Genomic DNA, 23,905 nt, shown 5'->3' with positions numbered 1-23,905 from the left:
ATCCATCACTGTTCAATGATCGACTTTATGAAATCAATCGGTTCACAAGTTTATATATTTTTGAGTGCTGCGCTGATCGGTAGTGTTTTGGCTGGCTTATCTTCCTGCCAGTCGAGTGATTCGGCTACGGCGGAAACACAAACTTCAGGGCAGGATTCAACCCAGCAGGCCGATTCTGGTAAGTCAGCCGGACCCGTGCGTATTTCGCTGACGCAGGCTCAATACAACGTGGCTGATATTCAGGTAGGGCAACCGACTTTCCAGACACTGAGTACAACCCTCAAGGTAAATGGCGTGATCGATGTGCCTGCTCAAAATCAGGTGTCGGTATCGGTGCCAGTGGGAGGATATATCCGGAAGATTAATCTGGAACCAGGCATGCGGGTGAAGAAGGGCGAAACGCTGGTAGTTCTTGAAAATCCAGATTACGTTCAACTTCAGCAGGATTATCTGGACACAAAAGCTAAACTTGACTATGCAGACCTGGAGTTTGCCCGACAGCAGGAACTAAGCCGCGAAAATGTAAATGCGCTAAAAGTCTTTCAGCAGACCCGTTCGACGCGCCAGAGTTTGCAGGCACAACTGGCCGGACTGACTCAGCGACTAACCATGTTGGGGATTAATCCGCAGCAAATAACGCCCGCTAACCTATCGCGTACGATTGCTGTACCATCGCCAGTGTCAGGATTCATTACCGAGGTTCCCGTCAACAATGGCCGCTTTGTGAATCCCGCCGACATATTAGTACAAATTACAAATGTCGATCACTTACATGTTCAGTTGACTATTTTCGAGAAAGACATCAGCCTTATTCATGCCGGGCAGGTGGTGCGCTTCAGGATGGGGGGCGATGTGGCCGGAGCGGAGACGCAACTGAACCACCGGGCCACTATTTTTCTGATCGGCAAATCGATTGCCGCTGATCGGACAATTCAGGTGCTGGCTCATGCCGATGGTAAAGACAGTGATTATACGCCCGGCGGCTACGTGACCGGACTGGTCGATATTAAAACCCAGCCTATGCTGGCTTTGCCCGAAGCCGCAGTACTAAGTTATGGCGGTAAGTCTCTGATTTATATTCTGGAGGATAAACAGCGAAAACCCACTGTATATCAATTCCGTCAGGTGGAGATTAAAACGGGTATACGTGAAAATGGTTATATCGCGATTACACTACCTACTGATATCGACCCGAAACAAACACCAATCGTAGTCAACGGGGCTTATAGTTTATTGTCAAAACTGAACAATAGCGAAGAGGAATAAAATGACGGACAGTAGCTATATCTACCCGAAGAACACATGCGAAGTTCGGATCTTATTTCCAACATCGTTATTGGTTCTATGGCAATGCGGTTAGGTAGAGCTAAGAAATAGCTATTTTGACCGCTCAAAATTACTTCCCTAAAAGTCCAGCATACGATAAAATAGCGTTAGGAATAGCACCCAGAACTTCAAGGCAAATGGCCGCTACAGGTAGGGTCAAGTATACCCAATATGGGTAAGCTATAGAAGATTTATTTTCTGTTAAGCTCTGCAAGGCGGGTAAGACTTTATTTCCAGACTGATAAAGAATCAGCCCAGTTAGCAGCAGGTAAAATGACAGGCGAAAGGTAAATGCCGTGGTCATTCCTTCCATAAATGTTATATCCCACATCAGAATGTTGAGCCAAATAGGAATGGAGGCAAAAGCACCAATGATAGCAGTCCTGTTAAAAACCAATAAAAGAGAGACACCAATTTGGGAGATGCCGATAAATGCTTTGAAGGGCTGATGGTCAGCCAAATACCAGGAGAGCCGGAACAAGCCAACCTCTTTTAGAGGTAAGTTCATTGTTTTCTCATCCACTCCAAACTGACTGCCGGTTAGTTTGGCCCAACCATAGTGAAACAGCGTCCAGGCTAATAGCACTCTGGCTGATAGGAGAAAGTAAGGCCAATACTGATCTTTTAGTAAGAATTTCATGCTCAAATTCAGCGGTATAGTCATCGTGGCTGTTGCAAAAGTAAATGAGCCTCAACTAAAATTGATTGGATATGGGTAGCGCATCATGTAATTGCCTAACCGACTCGATTTTTACAACAGCCAGCTAAGGTTAGTAAAATACCTCGGTTTGATTGGCTTCCAATTGCTGGATGATCGGCGCATATGGCCCCGATTTTGCATTAGCACCAGAGAGCGGATTTGATCGTAAATACAATTTCTTCAATCGTTTTGACTCGCCCAATGAGCGGGGTAACTCCTGTAAATTATTATTGCTCAGGTCAAGTTCTTCCAGAGAAGGTAGAGCGGCCAACACCTCGGGAGCCACCGAAAACCAATTGTAGCCAAGATCGAGTATCGTTAAATAGGTCATTTTCTGATACGAATCAGGCAATTGGCTAATCCGGTTGTGGTGTGCGTATAAAACCTGTAATCGGCGAAGCTTGGTCAGCGATAGGGGTAATTCCTTCAGATCATTGTGAGCAACGGCCAACTGCTCAAGCCGCTTCATTCGGCCGATCTGGCGGGGGAGTTCAGTTAATTTGTTGTAATACAAATCCATAACCCGAACATGCTTGAGCTTCCCGATGGTTTTGGGGAGTTGAGTCAGCCCAGCGTTATATAGATTCAGGTCGTTGAGCCGGTGAAGACGACGTAGCGTTTTGCCATCCAGTTCTTTCAGTTTATTATTCCCCAGCCATAAACTTTCCAGACGGCGGTTCTTTCGGATAGACGGTGGCACCTGGGTCAACCGATTTCCCTGCAAGTTCAACGCCTGAAGATGCTTATTGCGGGTAATAAATACACTGTCGTCGGGAATGACGTTGTATAGCAGGCTCAGTCGTTTGAGCGTTGGAATGTCGGCAGTTAGCCGGGCGGGTAATTCATGAAGTGCGTTTTTCGATAAATCCAGTTCTTCCAGCTTTGAAAACCGATAGACGATTTCGGGTACGGCGATCAAATCCAGTTGATTAAAGGCGAGCATTTTTACGGTATCGGGCCGGGTTGTTTTTTCGGCCGCTTCCAGCGTACTGATAATGCCTGCACCCCGCCGAACGGTGCGTTTTTGAGGAATATTGCCAAGCATAGTCATACCTCCCCAATGAAAACCAGTTTGCGTTTTCAACGGAAAAGGATGCTGATTGTACCATTCGGCAATGATTTGTATCAGCTTGCCCTCTTGTTCATTCGTTAAATCACGTCCTTTAAATGAGCATAATACCCATTCGTAGGTGCCATCAGGCCGAATAAATTCCTCGGTTTGGAGCATTACTCCCAGTACTGGCAACCGTTTTTTGTTGCTTTCTGTAAAGGTGAAAAACTGTTGATACCTGCTATTGATTGTTTCCATGAACAGTTTAGACTGAGTGGCAAAGGCCCCTTTTTCCTCCGACGATGCGCCCGATTTCACGATAACGCGGTTCAGGGCATATGGATATTTTTTTTTCAGGTCAGTCACTGATAGGTTTAGCCGGGTTGTATCGCGTAAAAAAATCACGTTTACCTGCGCCCATCCGGATAGTGCAAAACCGCCAAACAACAGAAAGAGAAGTAGCTTTTTCATGAGAAAACGATAGGTTTAGGAGTATGACTACATTTATAGTTAAATTCCATAAAAAGAACCGGGATTTTTTTAGATTTATGGATTAATGGGGTCTTGTTCAGGTCTTTTCAACGAAAACAAAATCAGATTAATCCTAAAATCAGCTAAATCCCGGTTCAGAAACTAGTTAATTTTTTGATCCACCGCTCACCGATGAAGCTGGCTGCTTCTCAGAAAGTTTCTTGGCGGCTTTGGCGAAATCACCAGCCTGGATGATCGAAATCTTGGCGGGGTCGATATGTTTTTTCATGGCCGCATTTATCTGCTCAGCGGTCAATGAAGTGATTTTCTTCTCAAAATCGGCATCCCACGTCATCGTACGATTCAGATACAGGTAGCTATTGAGCGTACCGGCCAGACCTGGGTCCTGCGCCCGTCCAACCATCCGCGATTGCAGATAACCTGACTTGGCGGAGGCCAGTTCTTCGGCCGTAAAGCCATCTTTTACCACTTTATCTAATTCCTCCCGGAATGCTTTGGTCAGACGCTCGGCATTTTCGGGATTGTAGATAGCATAGGTCATAAACATTCCCGTTTTATCGAGTGGGTTTGCCTGAAGCTGTGAGCCAACGCCATAGCTAATACCTTCTTTCTGACGGATACGAACGGCCAGCCGGGAATTTAGAAATCCGCCCCCCAGAATATAATTGCCCATCACCAGTGCCGGATAATCGGGATCATCGTCGCGCAGCGGAATGTTGACACCTGCTACGAGAAATGCATTCGCTTTATCCGGAGCTTCGATGGATTGCGGAGTAGGCTTGATATCGTTGAACGGTGTCACCAGCCGGCTAAACGGCTTTTTCGCTTTCCAGGAACCTAATTCATCCATGACGACTTTGCGAATCGGAGTTTCGTCAAAATCGCCAACTATGGCTACTGTCGAGTTCTGTGCGCCGTAAAAATCCTTGTGAAACTGCTTCAGATCATCGAGTTTCATGGCTTTTACGTCGGCTACATCTTCATCGGGCGTTGAGGTGTACCGGATATCTTCTTTGGGATACGGATTCATCTGGCGCTGAAATGCGGTAAACGCCAGTGCCTGAGGTTCTGAACGTTGCGCTTCAATTTGTGCCAGCTGTTCCTGTTTCAGCTTTTCGAACTCGTTGGGATCGAAGGCAGGGTGTTTCAGCATATCGCTTACAAGTCGCAACACGGCCGGGAGGTTTTCCTTCGTGGTTTTTATGGTTGCATTGACCTGATTACCACCACCAAACATAGTAACCTGAGCCTTCAGTTTATCGAGTTCATCCTTAATTTGCTGACGCGTGCGGGTCGTAGTGCCTTTATCGAGCATGGATGCTGTGAAAACCGAAATAGCACTTTTGTTCATCAGGCTTTTCTGATCGCCATACCGAAGGGTTAGCCGGGCGTTCACTTCATTGCCACGCGTTGATTTAGGCAATAAGGCTAGTTCGATGGTATTGGGTTGCTCTACGCGACGGGTCCGGCCGTCGATGTTAGCCGGTGACGGGTCGAACGCTTCACCGCTGGCAATAGCCGCCCGACCTTTGTAATTTTTGACTAAAGCATCGACATCCGGCGCATCTGGCACATCAACACGATCGGGTTTCGGCTCCGGAGTAAACTCGCCTACCGTACGGTTCGATGGTTTGAAGTAGAAGCCAGCGACGCGCTGTACATCGGCAGGCGTTACTTTTTCGAGGGCATCCCGGTAGAGGAAGCCTAACCGCCAATCGCCAGTAGCGATGTATTCACTCAACGTACGCCCTAACCGTTCAACGTCTTTAAAGCTTACTTCAAGATCTTTCAGGAGCTTGGCTTTAGCGCGATCGACTTCATCTTTCGTTGGGGCCTTGATCGAAACCGAATCGAGCGTACCGAGAAGCGCTTTCCGGGCGTCGCCAAGTGAGCTTTCCTTGAGTAGTTCGGCGGCAAAATACACGTACCCCGGATCTTTGGTCATGAACGAATAGCCGTATTCCTGCGACGCTTTTTTTGTCTCGATCAGGGCTTTGTAGAGTCGTCCACTGGGTTCATTGGTCAGCACTTCGGTCAGAACATCCATAGTTGGATAATCTGGATGCGAACTTGGCATGATGTGGTACAGCGCCGATACAACTTTCGTGTCACCCACGCGCCGAAGCGCTACTTCCCGCTCGCCATCCTGGGTTGGTTCAACGCTATAGGTTGGCTGAAGAATGCGTGTTGGCTTGGGAATGGCACTGAAATACTCATTGACGAGTTGCAGGGTTTTGCCTTCATCGATCTTCCCGGCTACAACCAGTACGGCATTATCGGGCTGGTAATATTTCTTGTAGAAAGCCTGAAGGTTTTCAATGGGTACTTTCTCCAGGTCGGAGCGGTTACCAATGGTCGATTTTCCGTAGTTATGCCACAGAAACGCGGATGATACAACACGCTCATTCAGTACATTCTGAGGGGAGTTTTCGCGCATTTCGAACTCATTACGCACCACAGAAAACTCGGTTTCCAGATCGCTTTTCTTGATAAACGAGTTCACCATCCGGTCGGCTTCGAGGTCGAGGGCCCATTTCAGGTTTTCGTCGGTTGCGGCAAACGTCTCGAAGTAATTCGTGCGATCGAGCCAGGTCGTACCGTTTGGCCTCGCACCGTGCGAAGTCAGTTCCTGGGGGATGTTGGTGTGTTTGGTCGATCCTTTAAAGACCATGTGCTCCAGTAAGTGGGCCATGCCGGTTTCGCCCAGTCCTTCGTGACGTGACCCCACCAGATAGGTGATATTGACCGTCACGGTTGGCTTCGATGCGTCGGGGAATAACAGTACTTTCAGGCCATTTTTGAACTGATATTCCGTGATGCCTTCAACAGAAGCACCTTTAGTAACACCTTCGGGAAGGGCAATAGCTGCCGGTTTGTCCTGCGCGGAGGATAGGGTCAGACTACCGACCAGTAAAGCGGTCGCCAGGGTTCCCTTTCTCGTCCATACAGACAGTTTTCCTCCAGATGGTGTCCGTCCGGAGCGTAAAGTGTTGTTTTGCATAAAAATACAGTTAGTTGGGTAATGCTAAACTTAGTGTGTAGGTAAGATTAAATAGATAAACTATCAATAAATTTTACAGCTACTTGGCAAAAAAAAGGATGAACGGTAGGTATTTTTCCTGATACAGGCAGAGTAGAGTCTCTACTCCCTGCCTGTATCAAACTAGCTCCGTAAACGACAATTAATCATTCTTACTGCCACCTACTGCCGAAGCGGGTTGCGTTTTTGCTTTTTCAGTTGCCTTTTTAGCGGCTTTTTCAAAATCGCCCGCTTTTATTATGGTCAGTTTGTTATAGTCGATGTATTTTTTGACAACCGAATTAACCTGTTCGGGAGTCAATGACTGAATCCGTTTTTCCAGTTCGGTATCATAGGCAAATGTTCGACCTTCCGCTTTGGTGAGGTATTGCGCCCATTTCCGGGTCAGCGATCCATCCTGCGAACGTTCGACCTGATTGTTCTGTAAAACAGCAGTTTTGGCCGCTTTCAGTTCTTCCGCCGTAATTCCATCCTTAACAAGTTTCTCAACTTCCTCTTTATAGGCTTTTTCGAGCCGTTCCGAATTTTCAGGATTATAAATGGCGTACGATCCGAAATTGGCTACTTTGTCATTATCATCAGCGTAGACATACGAGCCGACTCCATAACTGACACCTTCTTTTTGCCGAATCCGGGTTGCCAGGCGGGAATTCAGAAAACCATCACCCAGAATGTAGTTAGCCATGTAAAGAGCCGGGTAGTCGGGGTCATCGTCGCGCATCGGGAACTTCATCCCGGTCACCAGCATAGCATTGGCCTTGTCATTCGTCTGAATCGACTCCGTTTTATTTTTCAGATCAGCGAAGAGCTGTAAAGGCACTCGGGTAAAGGGTTTCGCTGCTTTCCATTTGCCCAGATCATTTTTCAGGATAGTTCGTATCATTGCCTCATCGAACGCACCAACAGCAGATACAACAGCGTTCTGGGTGCCATAATAATCCTTATAAAATTGGCGCACATCGTTGATAGTCAGCTTTTTGATGTCGTCGATATCTTCGTCGAAGGTCTTTGTATACCAGACATGACCTTTAGGATATGGATTCATTGTCCGCTCTGCCACGTTGAACGCAATAGACTGTGGCTCTTGTTTCTGCGACTCAATCTGGGCAAGCCGTTCTTCTTTCAGCTTATTGAATTCGGCTTCCGGGAAAGTCGGATTGCGCAGATAGTCGGTCACGATCTTCATGACGGCGGGCAAGTTTTCTTTCGATGTTTCGATGCTGACAATGGCGCTTTGACCGGATGAATAAACATACGCCCTTGTTTTTAGCTTATCCAGTTCATCTTTAATCTGCTGATAGCTCCGGGTTTTTGTGCCTCGTTCAAGCATGGATGCTGTAAACCCAGCCGCGGTCATTTTATTGGCCAAGCTCGTTTCGTCGCCCATACGGAGCTGAATCTGCATGTTTACCGAATTGCCCCGTGTGCTTTTAGGGAGTAATGCATACTTCAACCCGTTCGCTTCCTGACCCCGTTTAGTGCGGGTGTCGATGTTGGCAGGCGAGGCATCGAAGGCTTCTCCGGCGGCTACCATCTGCTCCCCTTTATAGTCTTTGACCAGCGACATAATGTCGGGTGCTGCTGTAATTTCGGCTCTGTCGGGTTTCTGATCGGGTAAAAACAGGCCAACCGTTCGATTTGAGGGTTTCAGATATGCCTGCGCCACACGTTGAACATCGGCCGGTGTGACTTTACGAATGGCATCCCGGTATAGAAACACCAGTCGCCAGTCGCCCGCTGCCATGTATTCGCTGAGTTGAAGTCCAACGCGGTCTACCTGCTTGAACATTAATTCAATACCGCTCAGAATTTTGGTTTTGGCACGTTCTACTTCTTCGGGCGTGGGTGCCTGACGAGTCACTTCATCGAGCGTACTCATCATGACATTGCGGGCGGAATCCAGCGAGTTCTCCTTTCGTACTTCGGCATAGAAGTAAGCAAATCCGGGATCATGCAGGGCTGGTGTCCAGCCATACTGGAAAGCTGCTTTCTTGTTTTCAATCAGCGCTTTATAGAGCCGGCCCGATGGTTCATTCGTCAGAACATCCATCAGCACATCCAGAACCGGATAGTCGGGATGCGTACCGGCTGGCGTGTGGTAGGCAGCCGCAACGCCCTGCGTATCGCCTACGCGTTTGAGGGTAACGATCCGTTCGCCATCCTGAGTTGGCTCAACCGTATAGGGTTGATTGAGTAAACGCGTCGGTTTGGGAATAGGACTGAAATATTGATCGACCAATGCCATAGTTTTCAACTCGTCGAATTTTCCGGCTACCAGCAGAATAGCGTTGTCGGGCTGGTAATATTTCTGGTAGAATGCTTTCAGGTTCTCAATGGGTACCCGTTCGATGTCTTCTTTAGAGCCGATAGTCGATTTGCCATAATTGTGCCACAGATAAGCCGACGACAGAACGCGTTCCATAAGCACGTACTGGGGTGAGTTTTCGCCCATTTCGAACTCGTTACGCACAACTGTAAATTCGGTTTCGAGGTCCTCTTTTTTGATGAAACTATTAATCATTCGATCCGATTCAAGGTCCAGGGCCCACTTCAGATTGTCGTCTGTTGCTGAAAATGTCTCGAAATAATTCGTGCGGTCATACCAGGTCGTACCATTGGGCCATGAGCCGTGTTCGGTCAACTCCTGCGGAACATTCTTGTGCTTCGTTGAGCCTTTAAAGACCATATGTTCGAGCAGGTGGGCCATGCCGGTTTCGCCCAGACCCTCATGCCGTGAGCCCACCAGATAGGTGATATTGACCGTGATGGTTGCTTTGGAAGGGTCGGGGAAGAGTAGAACCCGCAGGCCATTTTTTAGCTGATACTCAGTAATGCCCTCAACGGTTGCTACTTTCGTGATGCCTTCCGGCAAGGTTGTCGAGTTGTTCTGCGCAAGGGTTGTTAATCCGTTACCAAGGAGTAAAGCGATTGTCAATAAGCCTGTTAGCAAACAGACGGACAGACTCTGTCCAGCATGGAGTAGGGAAGTTTGCATAAGAATACGATTCGTTTGGGGTGGAAACTACTCGTATAGTTACGTAGTATTAATCACTAAGTCACAGTTAAGGCTGAACTTTTAACAAAATTTAGTGTAAACGGTATCGTCGCTAATGACCTAGCCCTCAAACCATTGCCGGAACAGGGCCGATTTCTCTTTGCTGACCATTAAGTCCAGTGTATCATTCGGCGTATTGAGTTGTACTTGTAGCTTGCCACTGTAATGTGAACGGTAGCCCGAAACGGCATTTAGACTGAGGAGACACTGCCGGCTGGCCCGAAAAAAACAACCTGGATCAACGAGTTCTTCCAGTTCATCAAGCGTTTTATAATCGGTAATCAATTTCTGACCGGCCATATTGACCAGATAAATTACCTCGTCGCGGAGAAAATACGCTACCTGCTCCTGCGGAACGGATACAATCTGGCGGAGGTAATGGCCCGTGAATCGACGTTTATAGAACGGTGATGCTTGTTTTTCGGTAATGTGAGCCAGAAATTGCCTGAACTGATCGCCCAATTCAGCACTACTCGCTACCCATCGATGATACTTCGCCAGTGCTGCTTTCAACTCATCGGGGTCGATGGGTTTGAGCAGATAATCGATACTGTTCAATTTGAAAGCGCGGATGGCATATTCATCGTAGGCCGTTGTGAAGATAACCGGTGCGTTCAGATCAGCTTGTCGGAATGCTTCGAAACTCACACCATCGGAGAGTTGAATATCGGCAATGACCAGGTCCGGTGATTTATGGCTGCTCAGAAAATCACAAATGCTTTGCACACTGGCAAGTGGCCCTTCAATGGTTGCTCCAGGTTCCAGTTGACGAACCAGCTTCTGTAGCTGCCTGGCAATGAGGGGTTCGTCTTCAATCAGGAGGATCGTCATTTGCGTTTTTGGTTTTCCGGGTTTGAGTTTATGGCGGACGCACCCGAAGATGTCCGGGCGTCAGCCTAAATGTCTATTCTACTGACAGCAGCGGCACACGTACGCAAAAAAATGTGCTGTCGCTGTCTATTTCAACCGGGCGGGAGCTCAGGTAACTATACAGCAATTTCAGGTTTTCGAGCCCCTGTCCATTGGACGTTTCGACCTGCCGTTTGCGCTGAATTGGATTTGAAATAGCAAGGTAACCATCCTTCGTCGCGATTGTAATAACAAGCGGATGAGATTCACTGATGCTGTTGTGTTTGATCGCATTTTCGATCAGAATCTGAAGCGTAACGGGTACAATCTGTTGATCCAGTGAATCTTTGTTTATCTGACTATGAACGATAAATGCGCCATCAAATCGGGTCTGCAATAAAGACGTGTAGTTTTTGATGAACGCCAATTCGGTTTCCAGAGGTACCAGCGCTTTATCTTTATGCTGGATAACATACCGAAACACTTTCGACAGTTGTTGCAGAAACTGCCGGGCCAGCACAGGATTATCATCAATCAGACTATCCAGCGATGAGAGGCTGTTGAACAGAAAATGGGGACTGATCTGGTTTTTCAAACTGTCTAACTGAACCTGCACTTTTTCCTTTTCTAATTGAGCCGTTCGCACCGTGTTTTCCTGCCAGCGTTTTAGCAAATGGCTGGCCATAAATCCTAAACAGATAACCGTATTGACCAGAAAGATCAGGAGGCCAATGATAATGAACGTGAACTTGTTCATCATGGACAGTACGGGGGTAAGCAATTGTGTCGTTACCAGGTACCCGACGATAATAACAATCGTCTTTACAATGCTCCAGCCGCCCAATACCTGGACTATTATTCGCCAGCGAATGTTTTTCTCAAACGGTAAGCGCCTGTTCAGCCACTCATTAAAGACGTAGTGGAAAATCCAGATCGTATTGAAAAGCAGGTAAGTGGCCAGAAAAAGTATGAGCTGAAGCTGCCAGGTAATGTTGGGAATCATCCATTGCCGAGCTATAACTCCCCCCAGAGAAGTCCACAGCAATAGGAGTTCGACATATAGATTAAATTTTATTTTCATGGCTTGCGATGATCATTCCGTCTGACATTTCGATGACGCGATCGGTTCCTGCCGCAAAGTCGGGGTCATGCGTAACGGCAATAATAGTCTGGCCTTTACCGGCGAGGTCACGAAAAATCTCGAAGACATTATCGGTATTGGCTTTATCTAAATTACCCGTTGGTTCGTCGCCCATAATAATAGTCGGATCGTTGATCAGGGCACGGGCAATAGCCACTCGCTGTTGTTGTCCACCCGAGAGTTTACTGGCTGGTTTTCGGGCGAAATCGGCCATGCCAATCAGCCGAAGCTTTTCCATAGCGCGTTCTTCCACTTGTTTTTCCGGATAACGGCCGAGCTTCAATCCGGGTAACATCACGTTCTGCAAGGCCGAAAATTCGGGCAGCAGAAAATGAAACTGGAACACGAATCCCAGGTGTTCGTTGCGAAAATGGGCTAAATAATCCTGACTGCGGCCTTTTAGCGACGTTCCTGCCATTTCGATGTTGCCTTCATAGTCGGTATCCATCGTTGAAAGCAAATAGAGAAGTGTCGATTTACCACAACCCGATTTGCCGACTATTGACAGAAATTCACCTTTCTGCACCTCAAACGTAACATCGTTCAGCACCTGAAATTTCTCAGGATCGTAGAAGTACTTGTTGAGATGCCGGGCAGAAAGAACCGTGTTCATGTAAGATGTATGCAATAAGATGGATGATAGAGGTGCATTGTCTATCATCCCTGAAAATTTAGCCTCTCAAAATAGCTACAGGGTCTACCTGTGCGGCCTTGCGCGAGGGGAAAAATCCCGCCAGCACGGTAGTTATGACGCCGAACAGCATACCCATGATGTAATATTTAGCCGCAAAAATGACGGGAAACGTTTTCAGACTTAAAAAATCACCCGCATCGAAAGGCGTAATGGACAACAGATAACTTAAACCAAACCCAATGCCGAGCCCCAATAAACCACCCGACAGACCAATAAAAGCGGCCTGTAACAGAAAAATGGCAATAATGTCGCGCCCATCGAAACCCGTGGCTTTCAGGATGGCGATATCCTTGATTTTGTTGATTACCGTCATGTTCATAATGTTGTAAATGCCGAACCCGGCCACAACAAGAAGGGTAATAGAAACGACATACGTTAACATATTTCGGATTTTTTCGCCCGCCAGAATTGCGGTGTTAGCTGTTGCCCAATCTTCGGTGTAGTAGCCGTAAACAACCCGGAGCCGCTTCCCGAACGGAATAGCCTGCAATGGATCGATCATTTTGATGTGAATGTCGGTGATGTAGCTGGGATCTCTCTGAAGAATTTCCTGCACAGTCGACAGGTTTCCATAGCTCTTGGTATTGTCGACAGTACCGACGCCAAATCCAAACGTGCCGACTACACGCAGGATACGCGTACCGCCTTTGGGTGTCGTTACCGTTACTTTGTCGCCCACGCGAACGTTGAGTTTTCTGGCCAGAACCGTGCCCATAATCAGGCCGTCGGGGTTCGTTTTTAAGGTACTCAGGCTTCCTGATTTTAGCCGTGATTTTAGATTGTAGAGCCTGTTTTCACGCTCAATATCGACACCGGCAATTGTGCCCGAGAGCTGAATGGGTCCATTGTTGTAAAACACCTGTGTGGCTACCTGTGGCGAAACGCCAAGTACACCGGGCTCGCGTTCGATACGTTCGGCAATGGTGAGACCATTCTTGATTCGGGCCTGTTCATCTTTGGGTTTCTGGTGGTAAATAACGTTGAACTGGCCGGGCCATAGTTGCTCGATCAGGCCGGGGCGTTGGGTGTTCACTTCGTTATAGAGTCGGATGTGGGGACTGGCATCCAGCGCGGAATCTTCCAGAAACTGATTTACCCCCTGCATAAACGAAATCATGGTGATGAACATAGCAATGCCGAACGTTACGCCAAGCATGGCAACGAGCGTCTGGCGCTTTTTCGCCATCAGGTGCGTCCGGGCAATCTGCGATGCGATGTGAAGGTCCATGAGGCTAAATGAGTGAATGAGCGAAAGATTGAATGAGTCAATGAATGGGGATATACAACCCGGCGAATGCGTTCGCTCTATCACTCATTCGCAATTAGTTTTGAGGTCGCCGTCAGGCCGCTTTTTACTTCGACGAGGTCAAAGTTTTCGGCTCCTTTCTGGAATTTTACTTTCTGTTTTTTGCCGTCCTGCTCAATCCAGACACTATCATTGCCGATGACATAGGATTTCGGGATTGTCAGAGCGTGCGGGTTCTGGCTGATAATGATGTTGGCTTCTACGGTCAGCCCGTAATAGGATGCGGGTCGTTCGCCAACAAATTCAGCATCGGCCCGGAACGATTGGTCGGTGCGGTTGAGTTTTGGATAAATCTTGCTAACACGGGCCTTGAATACTTTATCGGGGTAAACGTCAGCTTTCAGAACAACCTCCTGCCCGACCCGGAGCCGACCGAAATCGCTTTCATCGACCGCCAACTGCGCGTATATCTGATTGCCGCTACCCACAAGGGCAAGCTGCTCGCCGGGCCGGACAACCTCACCCGGATCTTTGTACACTTCGTAGACTTTCCCAGTCACGAAACTGCGAATGCGCGTGTTGCGTCCGGCTACTTCAGAACTAACCAACTGGCTGCGGTTATTGGCAACGTCGAGTGCAATCTGATCGCGGCTGCGTTGCAAGGTGTTGACCTGAGCGCGCAGGTTGTTGTGCGACAGCGTATAGTTCAGTTCAGCGCGTTCCAGTTCTGCTCTTGAGGTTGCATTCTTGCCGTACAGATCGCGGAATCGGTTGTAATTGATCGAATCGTTACTGAGCCGTATTCGGGCATTACGTACCTGCGCTTCCAGTTCGGCCAGAATGGGGGAGTTATTCCCCAGATTCGCACGCGCCTGCCGATAGGCATTTGCGGCTGCCTGCTGGCGGGCATCTTCGGTGTCGCTTTCCAGTACGAATAGTAGTTGATTCCGGCGAATGGAGTCCCCCTCATTCACCAATCGTTGTTGTAAAACGCCAGTGGCATCGGCCGTAACGATATACTCATTGCGTGGATATATGTTACCCGAGGCATAAACAGCTTCGGTGAGTTCGCGATAGGTGGGCAAAAGGCCATCGCTGCCCTGATGACAGGCGGCAACAAGCAACACAATTGCAGATAGGTAAAATGCGGTTTTCATTAGGCTATACAATGGATCGATTCTAAAGGATCAACCAGATTTCTTGATTAGTACCTCAACGTGTTCGGTTACTGCCCACTTCGGATTTGCAAAATCGTCTGATTGATAAATACGGTCGACAGATTATTCAGGTACCGATTTTGCGCCGTCAACGCTTCATTGAAAACGTTCAGATACTGATCGTAAGCAAACAGGCCGGATCGATATTTGATCAGTGCAATCTCGACGTTCTGATTGTTGAGTTCATAATTCTGGCGGTTTAAGTCCAGCGATCGAATCGCCTGATTATACGTATTCCGAACATCTTCATGATCGGTTTGCTGCCGTTTTCGCTCATAATCCAGTTCAGACTCGGCTACTTTTAGTTGCAGGCGGGCGCGGGTAATGTTGCTGGTACGCAGCCCTCCCGTAAAAATCGGCCAGTTGAATTGCAGTCCTGCTACGCCAATTGTATACCACGGCTGGTTTGTATTCAGGAAATTGATCTGGCTGCGCTGGGCCTGTTCGGTAAACCGGCCATAGGCCGAAAGAGTGGGCCATCGTTGTAGTCGTTCGCGGTTGAGTTGCAGTCGGGAAAGCTCGATACGAGCCTGCTGGAGCGTTACCTGTGGGCGTTCAACGGGGCTAAACACCGAAGCCGTTATGGCGGTCGTTGCGCTTTGTATGGTAAGATCCTGCGACAACACCAGACTATCGGTTGGGGCCAGCCCCAGAATCAGTTTGAGCTGGTTCAGATTACGGACATAGGTTAGCTCGTTTTGGTAGAGCACATCGGCCGTGGTCAGTTGTACCGACCGAATCCGGTTATATTCCAGTGGTTCAATGAGCCCTTTGTCAAGCCGATCGCGGGCAATTTGAGTGAGCGTGTCGGCGGCCAGTAGATTCCGACGGGTAAGCGCAATTGCCGAACGGGTCAGAAGCGTGGCATGATAAACGCGGGCGGTTTGGGTCGAAATCTCGTCCTGCAAAACCAATGTTTGCGTATCGGTGATGCGGAGGTTTTGCTCCACAATACCAAGATCGGCCCGAGCGGGTCGGTTTATAACCGGAACCGTAACTTCGGTACCGGCAGCCAGCACATAAGGCAATCCAAATTGCAGTGAACGAAACTCCCCCGGCTTTCCCCCTAAAAATTCAGCCGGAACCAACTGTACTGGCAGGGCAAAATTGTAGTCGAAGTTCGTGAAAAAGCGAGCCTGTGGGAGTAGATTTGCCCGGGAAGCTGTTCGTTGCTGAGCCTGAGTCAGCCGATTTTGCCGGGCGTTTATCAGTTCCGGATTATTGCGTCGGGCCAGTGCCAGGACTTCCTGCACCGTCGTGACAACCGTTTGGGCGTTTACGGTAAGCGAAAAAAACATCAGGCCGCTAAGAGCATACCGATTCATAAGAATAACGAATGGATGCCCAAAGGAAAATCGTTTCTGAACGAAGATTCTACTGATTTTAAACGAAACAGAGAAAACGGCCTACGAAGTTGCCGTTTTTGATCATGAAGGTAAGCTTACGAAACCGTCAGCGAACCTACTTCCTGTCATCGTTATTGATCTTTTTCTTTTCCCGATCTGTCGAAGTTTTCATTTTTCCAAAACGCCAGTTCAACGATAGGCGGATGTTCCGGACCACATTATAATTGATGCCATCGGACAGGAAGGTCGTTGTACGCAGGTAATTCTCAACGATATTGTATTCCCGGAACGGGTTCTCGAAATTAGCGGTGACTGAGAAATTTTGCTTTTTGAATTCCTTCCGGGCCGAAAATCCGTAATAATAGAACCCGGACGACTGCCCCTGCAACTGAATACGACGGGACGTATAGGACCCATTGACCTGAATGCTTATGTCCTTGGGTAATTGCACCGACGAATTCAGATTGAACTGATAACTCCAGTTTTTATTCGTAATCTGAAGGGACGGGCTGTTCAGTAAGTTGTAGTTCATACCTACCGAACCGCTCAGATTCCACTGCTTCACCGGTTTTACGGCACCGAACCAGTTAAAGCCGTAGGTGGCATTACGTGAAATGTTTCGATAGGTACTGTTTGACACTCCTGTGGAATCGACCGTTGTTATCCGTTCGATTGCGTTGTTGGTCTGGCGACCAAAAATCATCAGATTGATGGTTGTGCCGCCTTTGGTGAACGTACTGTACGACAGTTCGACGGAGTGGGTTAATTCGGGGTCGAGGTACGGATTGCCGGTCTGAATGTTTTTAGGATCGGCATAATTGACGTATGGATTCAAAAAATTAATGGAAGGACGCTGGATTCGCTGGCTATAATTGACTCGTATCCGCTGCTCGTTGCCCAGGCGTTTCGAGATGCTCAGATTGGGCAGGAAATTCTGATACCGGTCACTGAAACGGGTAGCCGTCGAAATGAAATCGGCGTTGATCGTGGTCATTTCAAATCGTCCACCCACATTAAAATTCCAGCGATTTTCTGTTCGCAACCGAAACGATGCATACGAAGCCCAGACCGATTGTTTATAATTAAATTCATTCGACCGGCGCGGGTCTTCCCGGAAATTCAGCGATCCGTCAGGAGCATTTTCCAGCCGATAGTCACTCCCCACATTCCGGGCGATCAATTTCGAGCCTACTTCCAGAATACGTCGTTTGGTGGTCGAAAAGGGGTGAGCGTAATCCGTCTGTAAAGTCAGTTCACTTTGCTGGTTTTGATTTTCATTGCGTTCCCGATAGGTAACGATATCTTCAACGGGCAGTGGGAATTGATTCAGTTTATAGGCACTCTGATTGTCATTCTGGTTATACTGGGCCAGAAAGGTATATTCCTGATCGGGACTTCGCTTGAATGTTTTGGTGTAGTTGAAATTGACATCCATGCTGTTGTTGCGATTCTGACTTTCGTTGTATCGACGAAAAGCCAGCACCGTGTCGATACTCTGGCGCGTATCCCGCGTGGAGAACGTATTGCGTGAATCCTTCCCGAAATTGGCATCTACGCCAATGCGATTCGTTGAATCCAAATCATAGTCGATGCTGAAGGAGCCGAATTGCGAGTTCCCGCGATTTTTGAATGTGTTACTTTGCGTGATGATACTAAATACATTTCCGTCCCGTAAATTTTGCCGAACCGTCGCTGAATTGCCATAATAATTGCTCCAGTTAGTACCCCCGTAGGCCGTAATGCTGAGCTTATTTCGTTTCAGGTTAAAATTGCCACCGAGATTATTTCTCCGGCTACCAACCGAGCTGGTAATGCCGCCAGTAAGTCCCTGTAACTGATTCTTCGTGATGATATTGATAATGCCTGCCGTACCTTCAGAGTCGTATTTGGCTGATGGAGCCGTAATGACTTCAACGGATTTGATCAATTCCGCCGGAATCATTTGCAGGGCCTCGCTAATGCTGCGGGCCATAATGCTTGAGGGTTTGTTGTTGATCAGGACTTTAATACTGCTACTGCCTTTCAACTGTACTGTTCCATCTGGGTCGACGGTCAGGAGTGGGACTTTTTTTAAGACATCGATGGCGGTGCCGCCAGTATTGGTCAGATCCTTGTCGGCATTATACACCAGTCGATCATCTTTATCTTCAATCAACGCTTTTTCGCCAGTGACTACCACTTCATTGAGTGTCTGGCTGTTAGCACGCAGCGACAAGACGCCCAGTGCCGTTACTACCCCCGTTTTACTAACGGTGACGATTGGGATCGTTTTATTATCGTAACCCAGAAAACTGATAACTATCCGATAGATGCCTGTCTGCACATTATTGATCGTGAACTTACCCTGTTCATCGGTAGTCGTGCCGGTTATGGGTTTTTCAGTTTGTGGGTTTATTAGCGCAACTGTAGCAAACTCAACGGGTTTATTCTGTGCTTCATCCATCACAGTTCCGCTAATTTTACCAAAGTTAGTCGCACTATTGACTGACTGTGTCAGCGACGATGAAGTTGGTGGCGATAGGGGCGTTTGTTGTGCTTTAGCCAGAATAGTTACCCACGTGAACGAGAGAAGTAATAGTGTTTTCATCCGTTGAAATTAGTGTCCAATAATGACCAATAACATAATCAGCTGATTATGCGACTGGCTTTTCAATTACAGGTTGTGAGGTTGATTCTAGAATTAACTACCGAGTCAATTCATCCCAACGAAAGCCCTAATCTGACTCAGGATTAGCTGGTTACAGATTAGACAACCGTAAGGTAGGATACGACCGGTAAGTAATTGCGTAGTCAATAAAGACATTTCGAAAAGAATGCTACTGATGATGAATGCAGCAGAATAAATCCCGGAAGCTGTTTTATCCTTGATACTGGCCGAAATATATCTTGTGGTAGGATTCTGGGAATGAGCTAAAAAATGCCCATAAAAAAAGCCGGACTCTTTCGATTCCGGCTTTCTATCAATCGATTATGATCTTTTTACAGATCGGCAATCGCTTTATTGATTTCGTCTTTTGTCTTCCCTGTTTTTTGCTGGATTTTCCCCCACATTTCGTCTTCCTGACCTTCCTGATAGGTTAGATCGTCGTCGGTTAGGTCGCCGTAGGCTTGTTTGATCTTACCTTTCAATTCGTTCCAGCCTCCTTTTACGGTTGTCTCGTTCATGATCGTAGTGTTTATAACGTTGAATGATCTTGTAATCATCTTGACTACGTTAATAGAACTATGCCGAGACAGAATTGTTTTCAACGATGTGCTTCACAATCCGATCCGAGTCAATATTCAGGTTGTAAATGACACCTGTCAGGGGCGTTGTATAACCCAGAAAATAGAGACCCTGCAAATCCTTGTCATTGAACCAGAGCTGTTTAGGGTAGCCACGATCATTCAGGATTCGAGCGGTTAGCGTTGTGTCAAGAAAAGCCGTAACGCCCGGTCGATAACCGGTTGCCAGAATAATGGCGTCGAAAGGCAATTCACGTTTGTCAGAAAAAGTTACGGTTTTGGCATTTACCCGCTCGATACCCGGAACGACAGTAATGTTTCCGGCTTTAATCTGGTCGAGCGTGCCGATGTCAATAACTGGAATGATGCCCCGCCGGGTGTCATAGGAAGGAGGGTGCGCTGGTTTACCAAGGCCATAGGCCGATACATCGCCCACATTTATTTTCTGAGCGAGACCCGCCAGAAAATCAGCGAACCAGCGTGGAAATTTGCTCAGGAAAATGGCGATCGGTTGTGCTGGCCGCCCGAATACGTCGCGCCGGATGATATTGATTGGTCTTCGTACCGAAATAAACGGTTTGGCGCCATGCTCCAGTAAATCAAGGGCCAGTTCGGCACCCGTATTACCCATACCGACAATCAGCACATTTTCATCGCGGAAGGGAGCGCCATTCCGGTATTCGTAGCTATGCCAGATAATACCCCGAAAATCACGCTGACCGGGCAGATCCGGCACATTAGGCACTTGATTATAGCCAGTAGCCACAACAACACGCTCCGCCGTGAATGTGTCTGTTTCGGTTTTTACCTGCCACATTCCGTCCTGATCACGTTGGATTTTCGTAACTTTTTGATTGAAAAGTGGCCGTATTTTGAACCGTTCGGCATAGCGTTCAAGGTATTCAACAACCTGCAAACGCGAAACGTAGGTTGGGTAATTGGTTGGATAGGGCAGGTGAGGAAGTGCAGAGTGTTCCTTCACGGTATGCAGGTGCAGACGGTCATAATGATTGCGCCAGGCGAAACCGATGTACTCACTGGCTTCCAGCACGGTAAATGGCTGATTTAAGTGGGCTAATTGCCCCGCCATTGCCAGTCCTGCGGGTCCGGCTCCAATGATGATTGTGTGCATGAGTTTTCGGTTTTCAACTGAATCGGCAAGTAAATCAAAGCGGGTTACTACCAGTCGAACACCTTATTTAATTCGTGTCCAGGTCTGAGTTTTGCCCAGAAGTGAGATGCCTACATAACCACGCACGTCGAGGGTGTTGGGGTCTTTGAGAGTCATCTTGCAATTATATTCTTTGCCATCTTCGGGATTATAAATCTTGCCGTCACTCCACACGTTGCCGCCATCAAATTTGAAATTATACATCAATAGCAGATTCTGCAGGGGGCGGTTCCGTTTGGAAGCATCTGTATTGCGGATATCCGTTTTGGGTTTGCCCGTAGCCGGATCATTGGGTTCGCTAACCCAGATAAGTTTACCGAAATAAGTACCGCCCTGCTTATAAATCTGAATATGCCCTTTTTTTGTGCCATTAAGCCAGGTGCCGACCACCGCATCGGCATTGTCTTTAGGGGCGAAAGCGGTTTGAAAAAGAAGCAGAAAAAAGATTGGCAACAGGTTACGCATAGTTTTCATAAATGCTCAATTAGGAGAATAAAAAAGCCGGATTTGTTGTACTAACGTAAATATCGAAGAAAATTGTCAGAACCTGAATTCGACTGATTTTTCGGATTTCGCAGATTTTCTGTATTTAGCGAAAATTGTCAACCGATCGAAAGCGCTGGAAAAAACAGGCCAGCCAGCGTACCTCGAAAAACCTTAGTTCTGCCATGTTTCATCGCGACCCGAACCGCACATACCCCACAGAAACTGAAACACGGGTAATTATCCGTTTTCAGGACTGCGACCCACTCCAACACCTCAATAACTCGAAATATTTCGACTATTATTTCAACGCTCGCGAAGATCAGGTCGCCACACTTTATGACTTCAATCCGGGTCAGATGTTTCGGGAGTTAAAAACGAGTTGGGTTGTCTATCAACATCAGATCGCTTACATCCGCCCCGCCATGGTGAGTGAGTGGATTCGAATAACCTCCCGGCTGATTTATTATAACGAAGACACCCTGGTAACGGAGTTCGTGATGACCGACGATGCCAAGACGCACCTCAAAAACGTGCTCTGGATGACCTCAAAATACATCAGTGTACTAACGGGTAAACGCATTCCGCATGATTCAGTTGTGATGGACTACCTACAGGCTACTTTACTGCCGAATGTAGATTATCCGAACGTCGATTTCAACGACCGCATTAAGGAAATCAAGCAGCAGCTTTTTCCAATTAAGGCCGTTTAAAAAAAAGTTTGTAGTTTGTGGTTTGTTCTTCCCGAATCAATACCACAAACTACCCCCATCTCTCTGTGCGTCTCCTCAACAACCTCACTGTTCGCGTTCTGATTGCTATTACCCTGGGTATTCTGACGGGGTATCTCTTTCCCGAAACTGCTGCTAAACTCAAGCCAATTGGCGACCTCTTTATCAACCTGATCAAGATGGTTATTGCGCCAATTATTTTCCTGACCATCGTGCTGGGTATCAGTAATATGGGCGATCTGAAAAAAGTAGGACGGGTAGGAGGGAAAGCGCTACTTTATTTCGAAATTGTTACAACGGGCGCGCTGGCTATCGGTCTTTTACTCGCAAATCTTATTCGCCCAGGCGATGGTGTTCAGACCGCAGCCGTTAAAGGCGGAGACATTAGTAAATATACAGAACAGGGTGCCGGAATGGACTGGACAGAGTTCTTTCTGCACATTGTACCAAGCAATGCCATTAAGGCTTTTGCAGAAGGAGATATTTTGCAGGTGCTGGTCTTTTCGATTCTGTTTGGCGTTGGCCTGACACGCATGGGCGAACTGGGCAAGCCACTCATCCTGACTTTTGAACGGTTATCGAAAGTGTTTTTCAATATTCTGAGTGTCGTGATGATTCTGGCACCACTGGGTGCATTTGGCGGAATGGCCTTCACGATTGGGAAATACGGCTTAAGCACGCTATTGCCGCTGGCAAAGCTAATGGGTACGGTTTACGCAACCATGTTTTTGTTTGTTTTTGTGATCCTGAACCTGATTCTACGGTACTACAAAATCAGCCTGTGGGCAGTGCTTAAGTTTATTAAAGAGGAACTGTTAATTGTACTGGGGACATCGTCGTCGGAGTCTGCTTTGCCGCAGATTATGGAAAAGCTCGAAACACTTGGCTGTTCACGTTCCGTAGTCGGCTTAGTCGTTCCGGCGGGTTACTCGTTTAATCTGGATGGGACTACAATCTATCTCGTGATGGCAACCGTTTTTCTGGCCCAGGTTTTTGGGGTCGATCTCACACTGGGCCAGGAGTTGACGATAATCGGAATTCTGATGGTCACCTCCAAAGGGGCTGCGGGCGTAACGGGTAGTGGCTTCATTGTGCTGGCCAGTACACTGACCGCCATTAAAGTAATTCCGGTAGAAGGGCTGGCATTATTGCTTGGTGTTGATCGATTCATGTCTGAAGCACGCTCCATAACAAACATTATAGGTAATACCGTGGCTACTATTTTCATTGCGAATAACGAAGGCGAATTTGATCGGGCTAAGTATAATCGGGTATTGAATCAGGAAGCTAAAAACGAACTGGCCGACTACAAATATTAGGATTAAGCGACTGAGTAGTTCTGATAACTGGTTTACTATTAATCAGTTATCAGACTATTTGCTCATTGAATATACTTTTTTTGAGAATAAATTAAACCATTTTATGGCCTGTTGTTCAAAGGGACAAATACAACCTGAAAATAACAACCACCATGAAAAAAGTACTGATGACGGCCGCTACACTGGTCGTTCTGCTCTCGACCAGCGCACTGGCACAACGGTATGGTTACCCTTCATACCCTTCTCCCCAGCCGAACGGCAACTATCCGCAGCAACCGGGCTACAACCAGCCCGGTTACGGTCAGCCCAATTATAACTACGACTATGATGACTACCGTTTCGATCGGCATCTGGAGTGGTGGGATCGTGAACTGAATCTATCGCGCAGGCAGGAGCGCGAGATTCGCCGGATTCGCAATCGATTCGAACAGCAAACCAATGGTATCGACGCACGTGATCCACGGCAGCGGGATTTTTTCCGGCAGGCACGGCAACGTCAGTTCTTCGATATGATGGCCGTACTGAATCCTGATCAGCGGAATCGGGTCATTGATCGGATGCGGCCCTATGAGCGTTCGGCCAGCCGGGGTCGTGGTTACGGGAACGATCGGGATTATTACCCAAGAGGTTACTGATTTTTGAGAGGAGAAGTGTGAACAACGGCCGGTCGCTTTGATCGGCTGTTTTTTTTTCTACGAGTTTTCAGTGCAATTGGCACAGGGATTGAGAAGACGTACCGTTCAGCCCCCTGATATGACCGTATATGCAACGCTGGATTTTGGGAGCTGTCTTTATTTCGTATTTTTCCAGGAAACTCAT

General features: G+C 47.6%; 18 protein-coding genes. 4 read left to right on the top strand and 14 right to left on the bottom strand.

Annotated elements, in window-relative coordinates; all coding sequences use genetic code 11:
- Positions 1 to 15 precede the first annotated feature (15 nt).
- Entirely contained in the window at positions 16 to 1,266 is a 1,251-nt protein-coding gene (locus tag GJR95_RS07635; protein ID WP_232541115.1) for an efflux RND transporter periplasmic adaptor subunit, read from the top strand.
- A 130-nt stretch (positions 1,267 to 1,396) separates the two neighbouring features.
- On the opposite strand, the gene GJR95_RS07630 is transcribed toward GJR95_RS07635, so the two are convergent.
- The 14 genes from GJR95_RS07630 to GJR95_RS07565 form a co-directional block, all read right to left on the bottom strand.
- Positions 1,397 to 1,990, bottom strand: a complete 594-nt coding sequence (locus tag GJR95_RS07630; RefSeq protein ID WP_198424816.1) for a DoxX family membrane protein — start codon at positions 1,988 to 1,990, stop codon at positions 1,397 to 1,399.
- A gap of 106 nt (positions 1,991 to 2,096) precedes the next feature.
- Complete coding sequence (locus GJR95_RS07625; protein WP_162385309.1) at positions 2,097 to 3,548, bottom strand: leucine-rich repeat domain-containing protein; 1,452 nt, start codon at positions 3,546 to 3,548, stop codon at positions 2,097 to 2,099.
- 166 nt (positions 3,549 to 3,714) lie between these two features.
- On the bottom strand, positions 3,715 to 6,570 hold the full coding sequence (locus tag GJR95_RS07620) for a M16 family metallopeptidase (protein WP_162385308.1): 2,856 nt from the start codon (positions 6,568 to 6,570) through the stop codon (positions 3,715 to 3,717).
- Between the two features lie 181 nt (positions 6,571 to 6,751).
- A complete protein-coding gene (locus GJR95_RS07615; protein ID WP_162385307.1) occupies positions 6,752 to 9,604 on the bottom strand; it encodes a M16 family metallopeptidase in 2,853 nt (950 codons plus the stop codon).
- Between the two features lie 120 nt (positions 9,605 to 9,724).
- Positions 9,725 to 10,495, bottom strand: coding sequence for a LytR/AlgR family response regulator transcription factor (locus tag GJR95_RS07610; RefSeq protein ID WP_162385306.1), 771 nt, complete (start codon positions 10,493 to 10,495; stop codon positions 9,725 to 9,727).
- Positions 10,496 to 10,568: 73 nt separating this feature from the next.
- Complete coding sequence (locus tag GJR95_RS07605) at positions 10,569 to 11,594, bottom strand: sensor histidine kinase (protein ID WP_162385305.1); 1,026 nt, start codon at positions 11,592 to 11,594, stop codon at positions 10,569 to 10,571.
- On the bottom strand, positions 11,578 to 12,267 hold the full coding sequence (locus GJR95_RS07600; protein ID WP_162385304.1) for an ABC transporter ATP-binding protein: 690 nt from the start codon (positions 12,265 to 12,267) through the stop codon (positions 11,578 to 11,580). Before GJR95_RS07600 ends, GJR95_RS07605 begins: the two co-directional genes overlap by 17 nt.
- 58 nt (positions 12,268 to 12,325) lie before the next feature.
- A complete protein-coding gene (locus GJR95_RS07595) occupies positions 12,326 to 13,576 on the bottom strand; it encodes an ABC transporter permease (RefSeq protein WP_162385303.1) in 1,251 nt (416 codons plus the stop codon).
- 80 nt (positions 13,577 to 13,656) lie between these two features.
- Positions 13,657 to 14,751 (bottom strand): efflux RND transporter periplasmic adaptor subunit, encoded by a 1,095-nt coding sequence (locus tag GJR95_RS07590; protein WP_162385302.1) that lies wholly within the window; start codon positions 14,749 to 14,751, stop codon positions 13,657 to 13,659.
- Positions 14,752 to 14,819: 68 nt separating this feature from the next.
- The gene (locus GJR95_RS07585; RefSeq protein WP_162385301.1) at positions 14,820 to 16,136 is read right to left on the bottom strand and encodes a TolC family protein; all 1,317 of its coding nucleotides are present in this window, start codon (positions 16,134 to 16,136) and stop codon (positions 14,820 to 14,822) included.
- Between the two features lie 136 nt (positions 16,137 to 16,272).
- Positions 16,273 to 18,744, bottom strand: coding sequence for a TonB-dependent receptor domain-containing protein (locus tag GJR95_RS07580; RefSeq protein WP_162385300.1), 2,472 nt, complete (start codon positions 18,742 to 18,744; stop codon positions 16,273 to 16,275).
- Positions 18,745 to 19,136: 392 nt separating this feature from the next.
- Positions 19,137 to 19,322, bottom strand: a complete 186-nt coding sequence (locus GJR95_RS07575; RefSeq protein ID WP_162385299.1) for a CsbD family protein — start codon at positions 19,320 to 19,322, stop codon at positions 19,137 to 19,139.
- Between the two features lie 58 nt (positions 19,323 to 19,380).
- On the bottom strand, positions 19,381 to 20,514 hold the full coding sequence (locus GJR95_RS07570) for a flavin-containing monooxygenase (protein ID WP_162385298.1): 1,134 nt from the start codon (positions 20,512 to 20,514) through the stop codon (positions 19,381 to 19,383).
- 63 nt (positions 20,515 to 20,577) lie between these two features.
- Positions 20,578 to 21,027: a DUF2147 domain-containing protein gene (locus GJR95_RS07565; RefSeq protein ID WP_162385297.1), complete on the bottom strand. Its 450-nt coding sequence runs from the start codon at positions 21,025 to 21,027 to the stop codon at positions 20,578 to 20,580.
- 194 nt (positions 21,028 to 21,221) lie between these two features.
- Here GJR95_RS07565 and GJR95_RS07560 point away from each other — a divergent pair, with 194 nt between their 5' ends.
- The 3 genes from GJR95_RS07560 to GJR95_RS07550 all read left to right on the top strand — a co-directional run bounded on the left by GJR95_RS07560 (position 21,222) and on the right by GJR95_RS07550 (position 23,721).
- On the top strand, positions 21,222 to 21,749 hold the full coding sequence (locus tag GJR95_RS07560; RefSeq protein WP_162385296.1) for an acyl-CoA thioesterase: 528 nt from the start codon (positions 21,222 to 21,224) through the stop codon (positions 21,747 to 21,749).
- Between the two features lie 65 nt (positions 21,750 to 21,814).
- Complete coding sequence (locus tag GJR95_RS07555; protein ID WP_162385295.1) at positions 21,815 to 23,086, top strand: dicarboxylate/amino acid:cation symporter; 1,272 nt, start codon at positions 21,815 to 21,817, stop codon at positions 23,084 to 23,086.
- A 152-nt stretch (positions 23,087 to 23,238) separates the two neighbouring features.
- Positions 23,239 to 23,721 (top strand): hypothetical protein, encoded by a 483-nt coding sequence (locus tag GJR95_RS07550; RefSeq protein WP_162385294.1) that lies wholly within the window; start codon positions 23,239 to 23,241, stop codon positions 23,719 to 23,721.
- The last annotated feature ends 184 nt before the right edge of the window (positions 23,722 to 23,905 follow it).

The sequence above is a fragment of the Spirosoma endbachense genome, from assembly GCF_010233585.1.
Taxonomy (GTDB): Bacteria; Bacteroidota; Bacteroidia; order Cytophagales; family Spirosomataceae; genus Spirosoma; species Spirosoma endbachense.
Note: the sequence above shows the minus strand (reverse complement) of the source record. Positions and strands in the feature narration are given on the sequence as shown.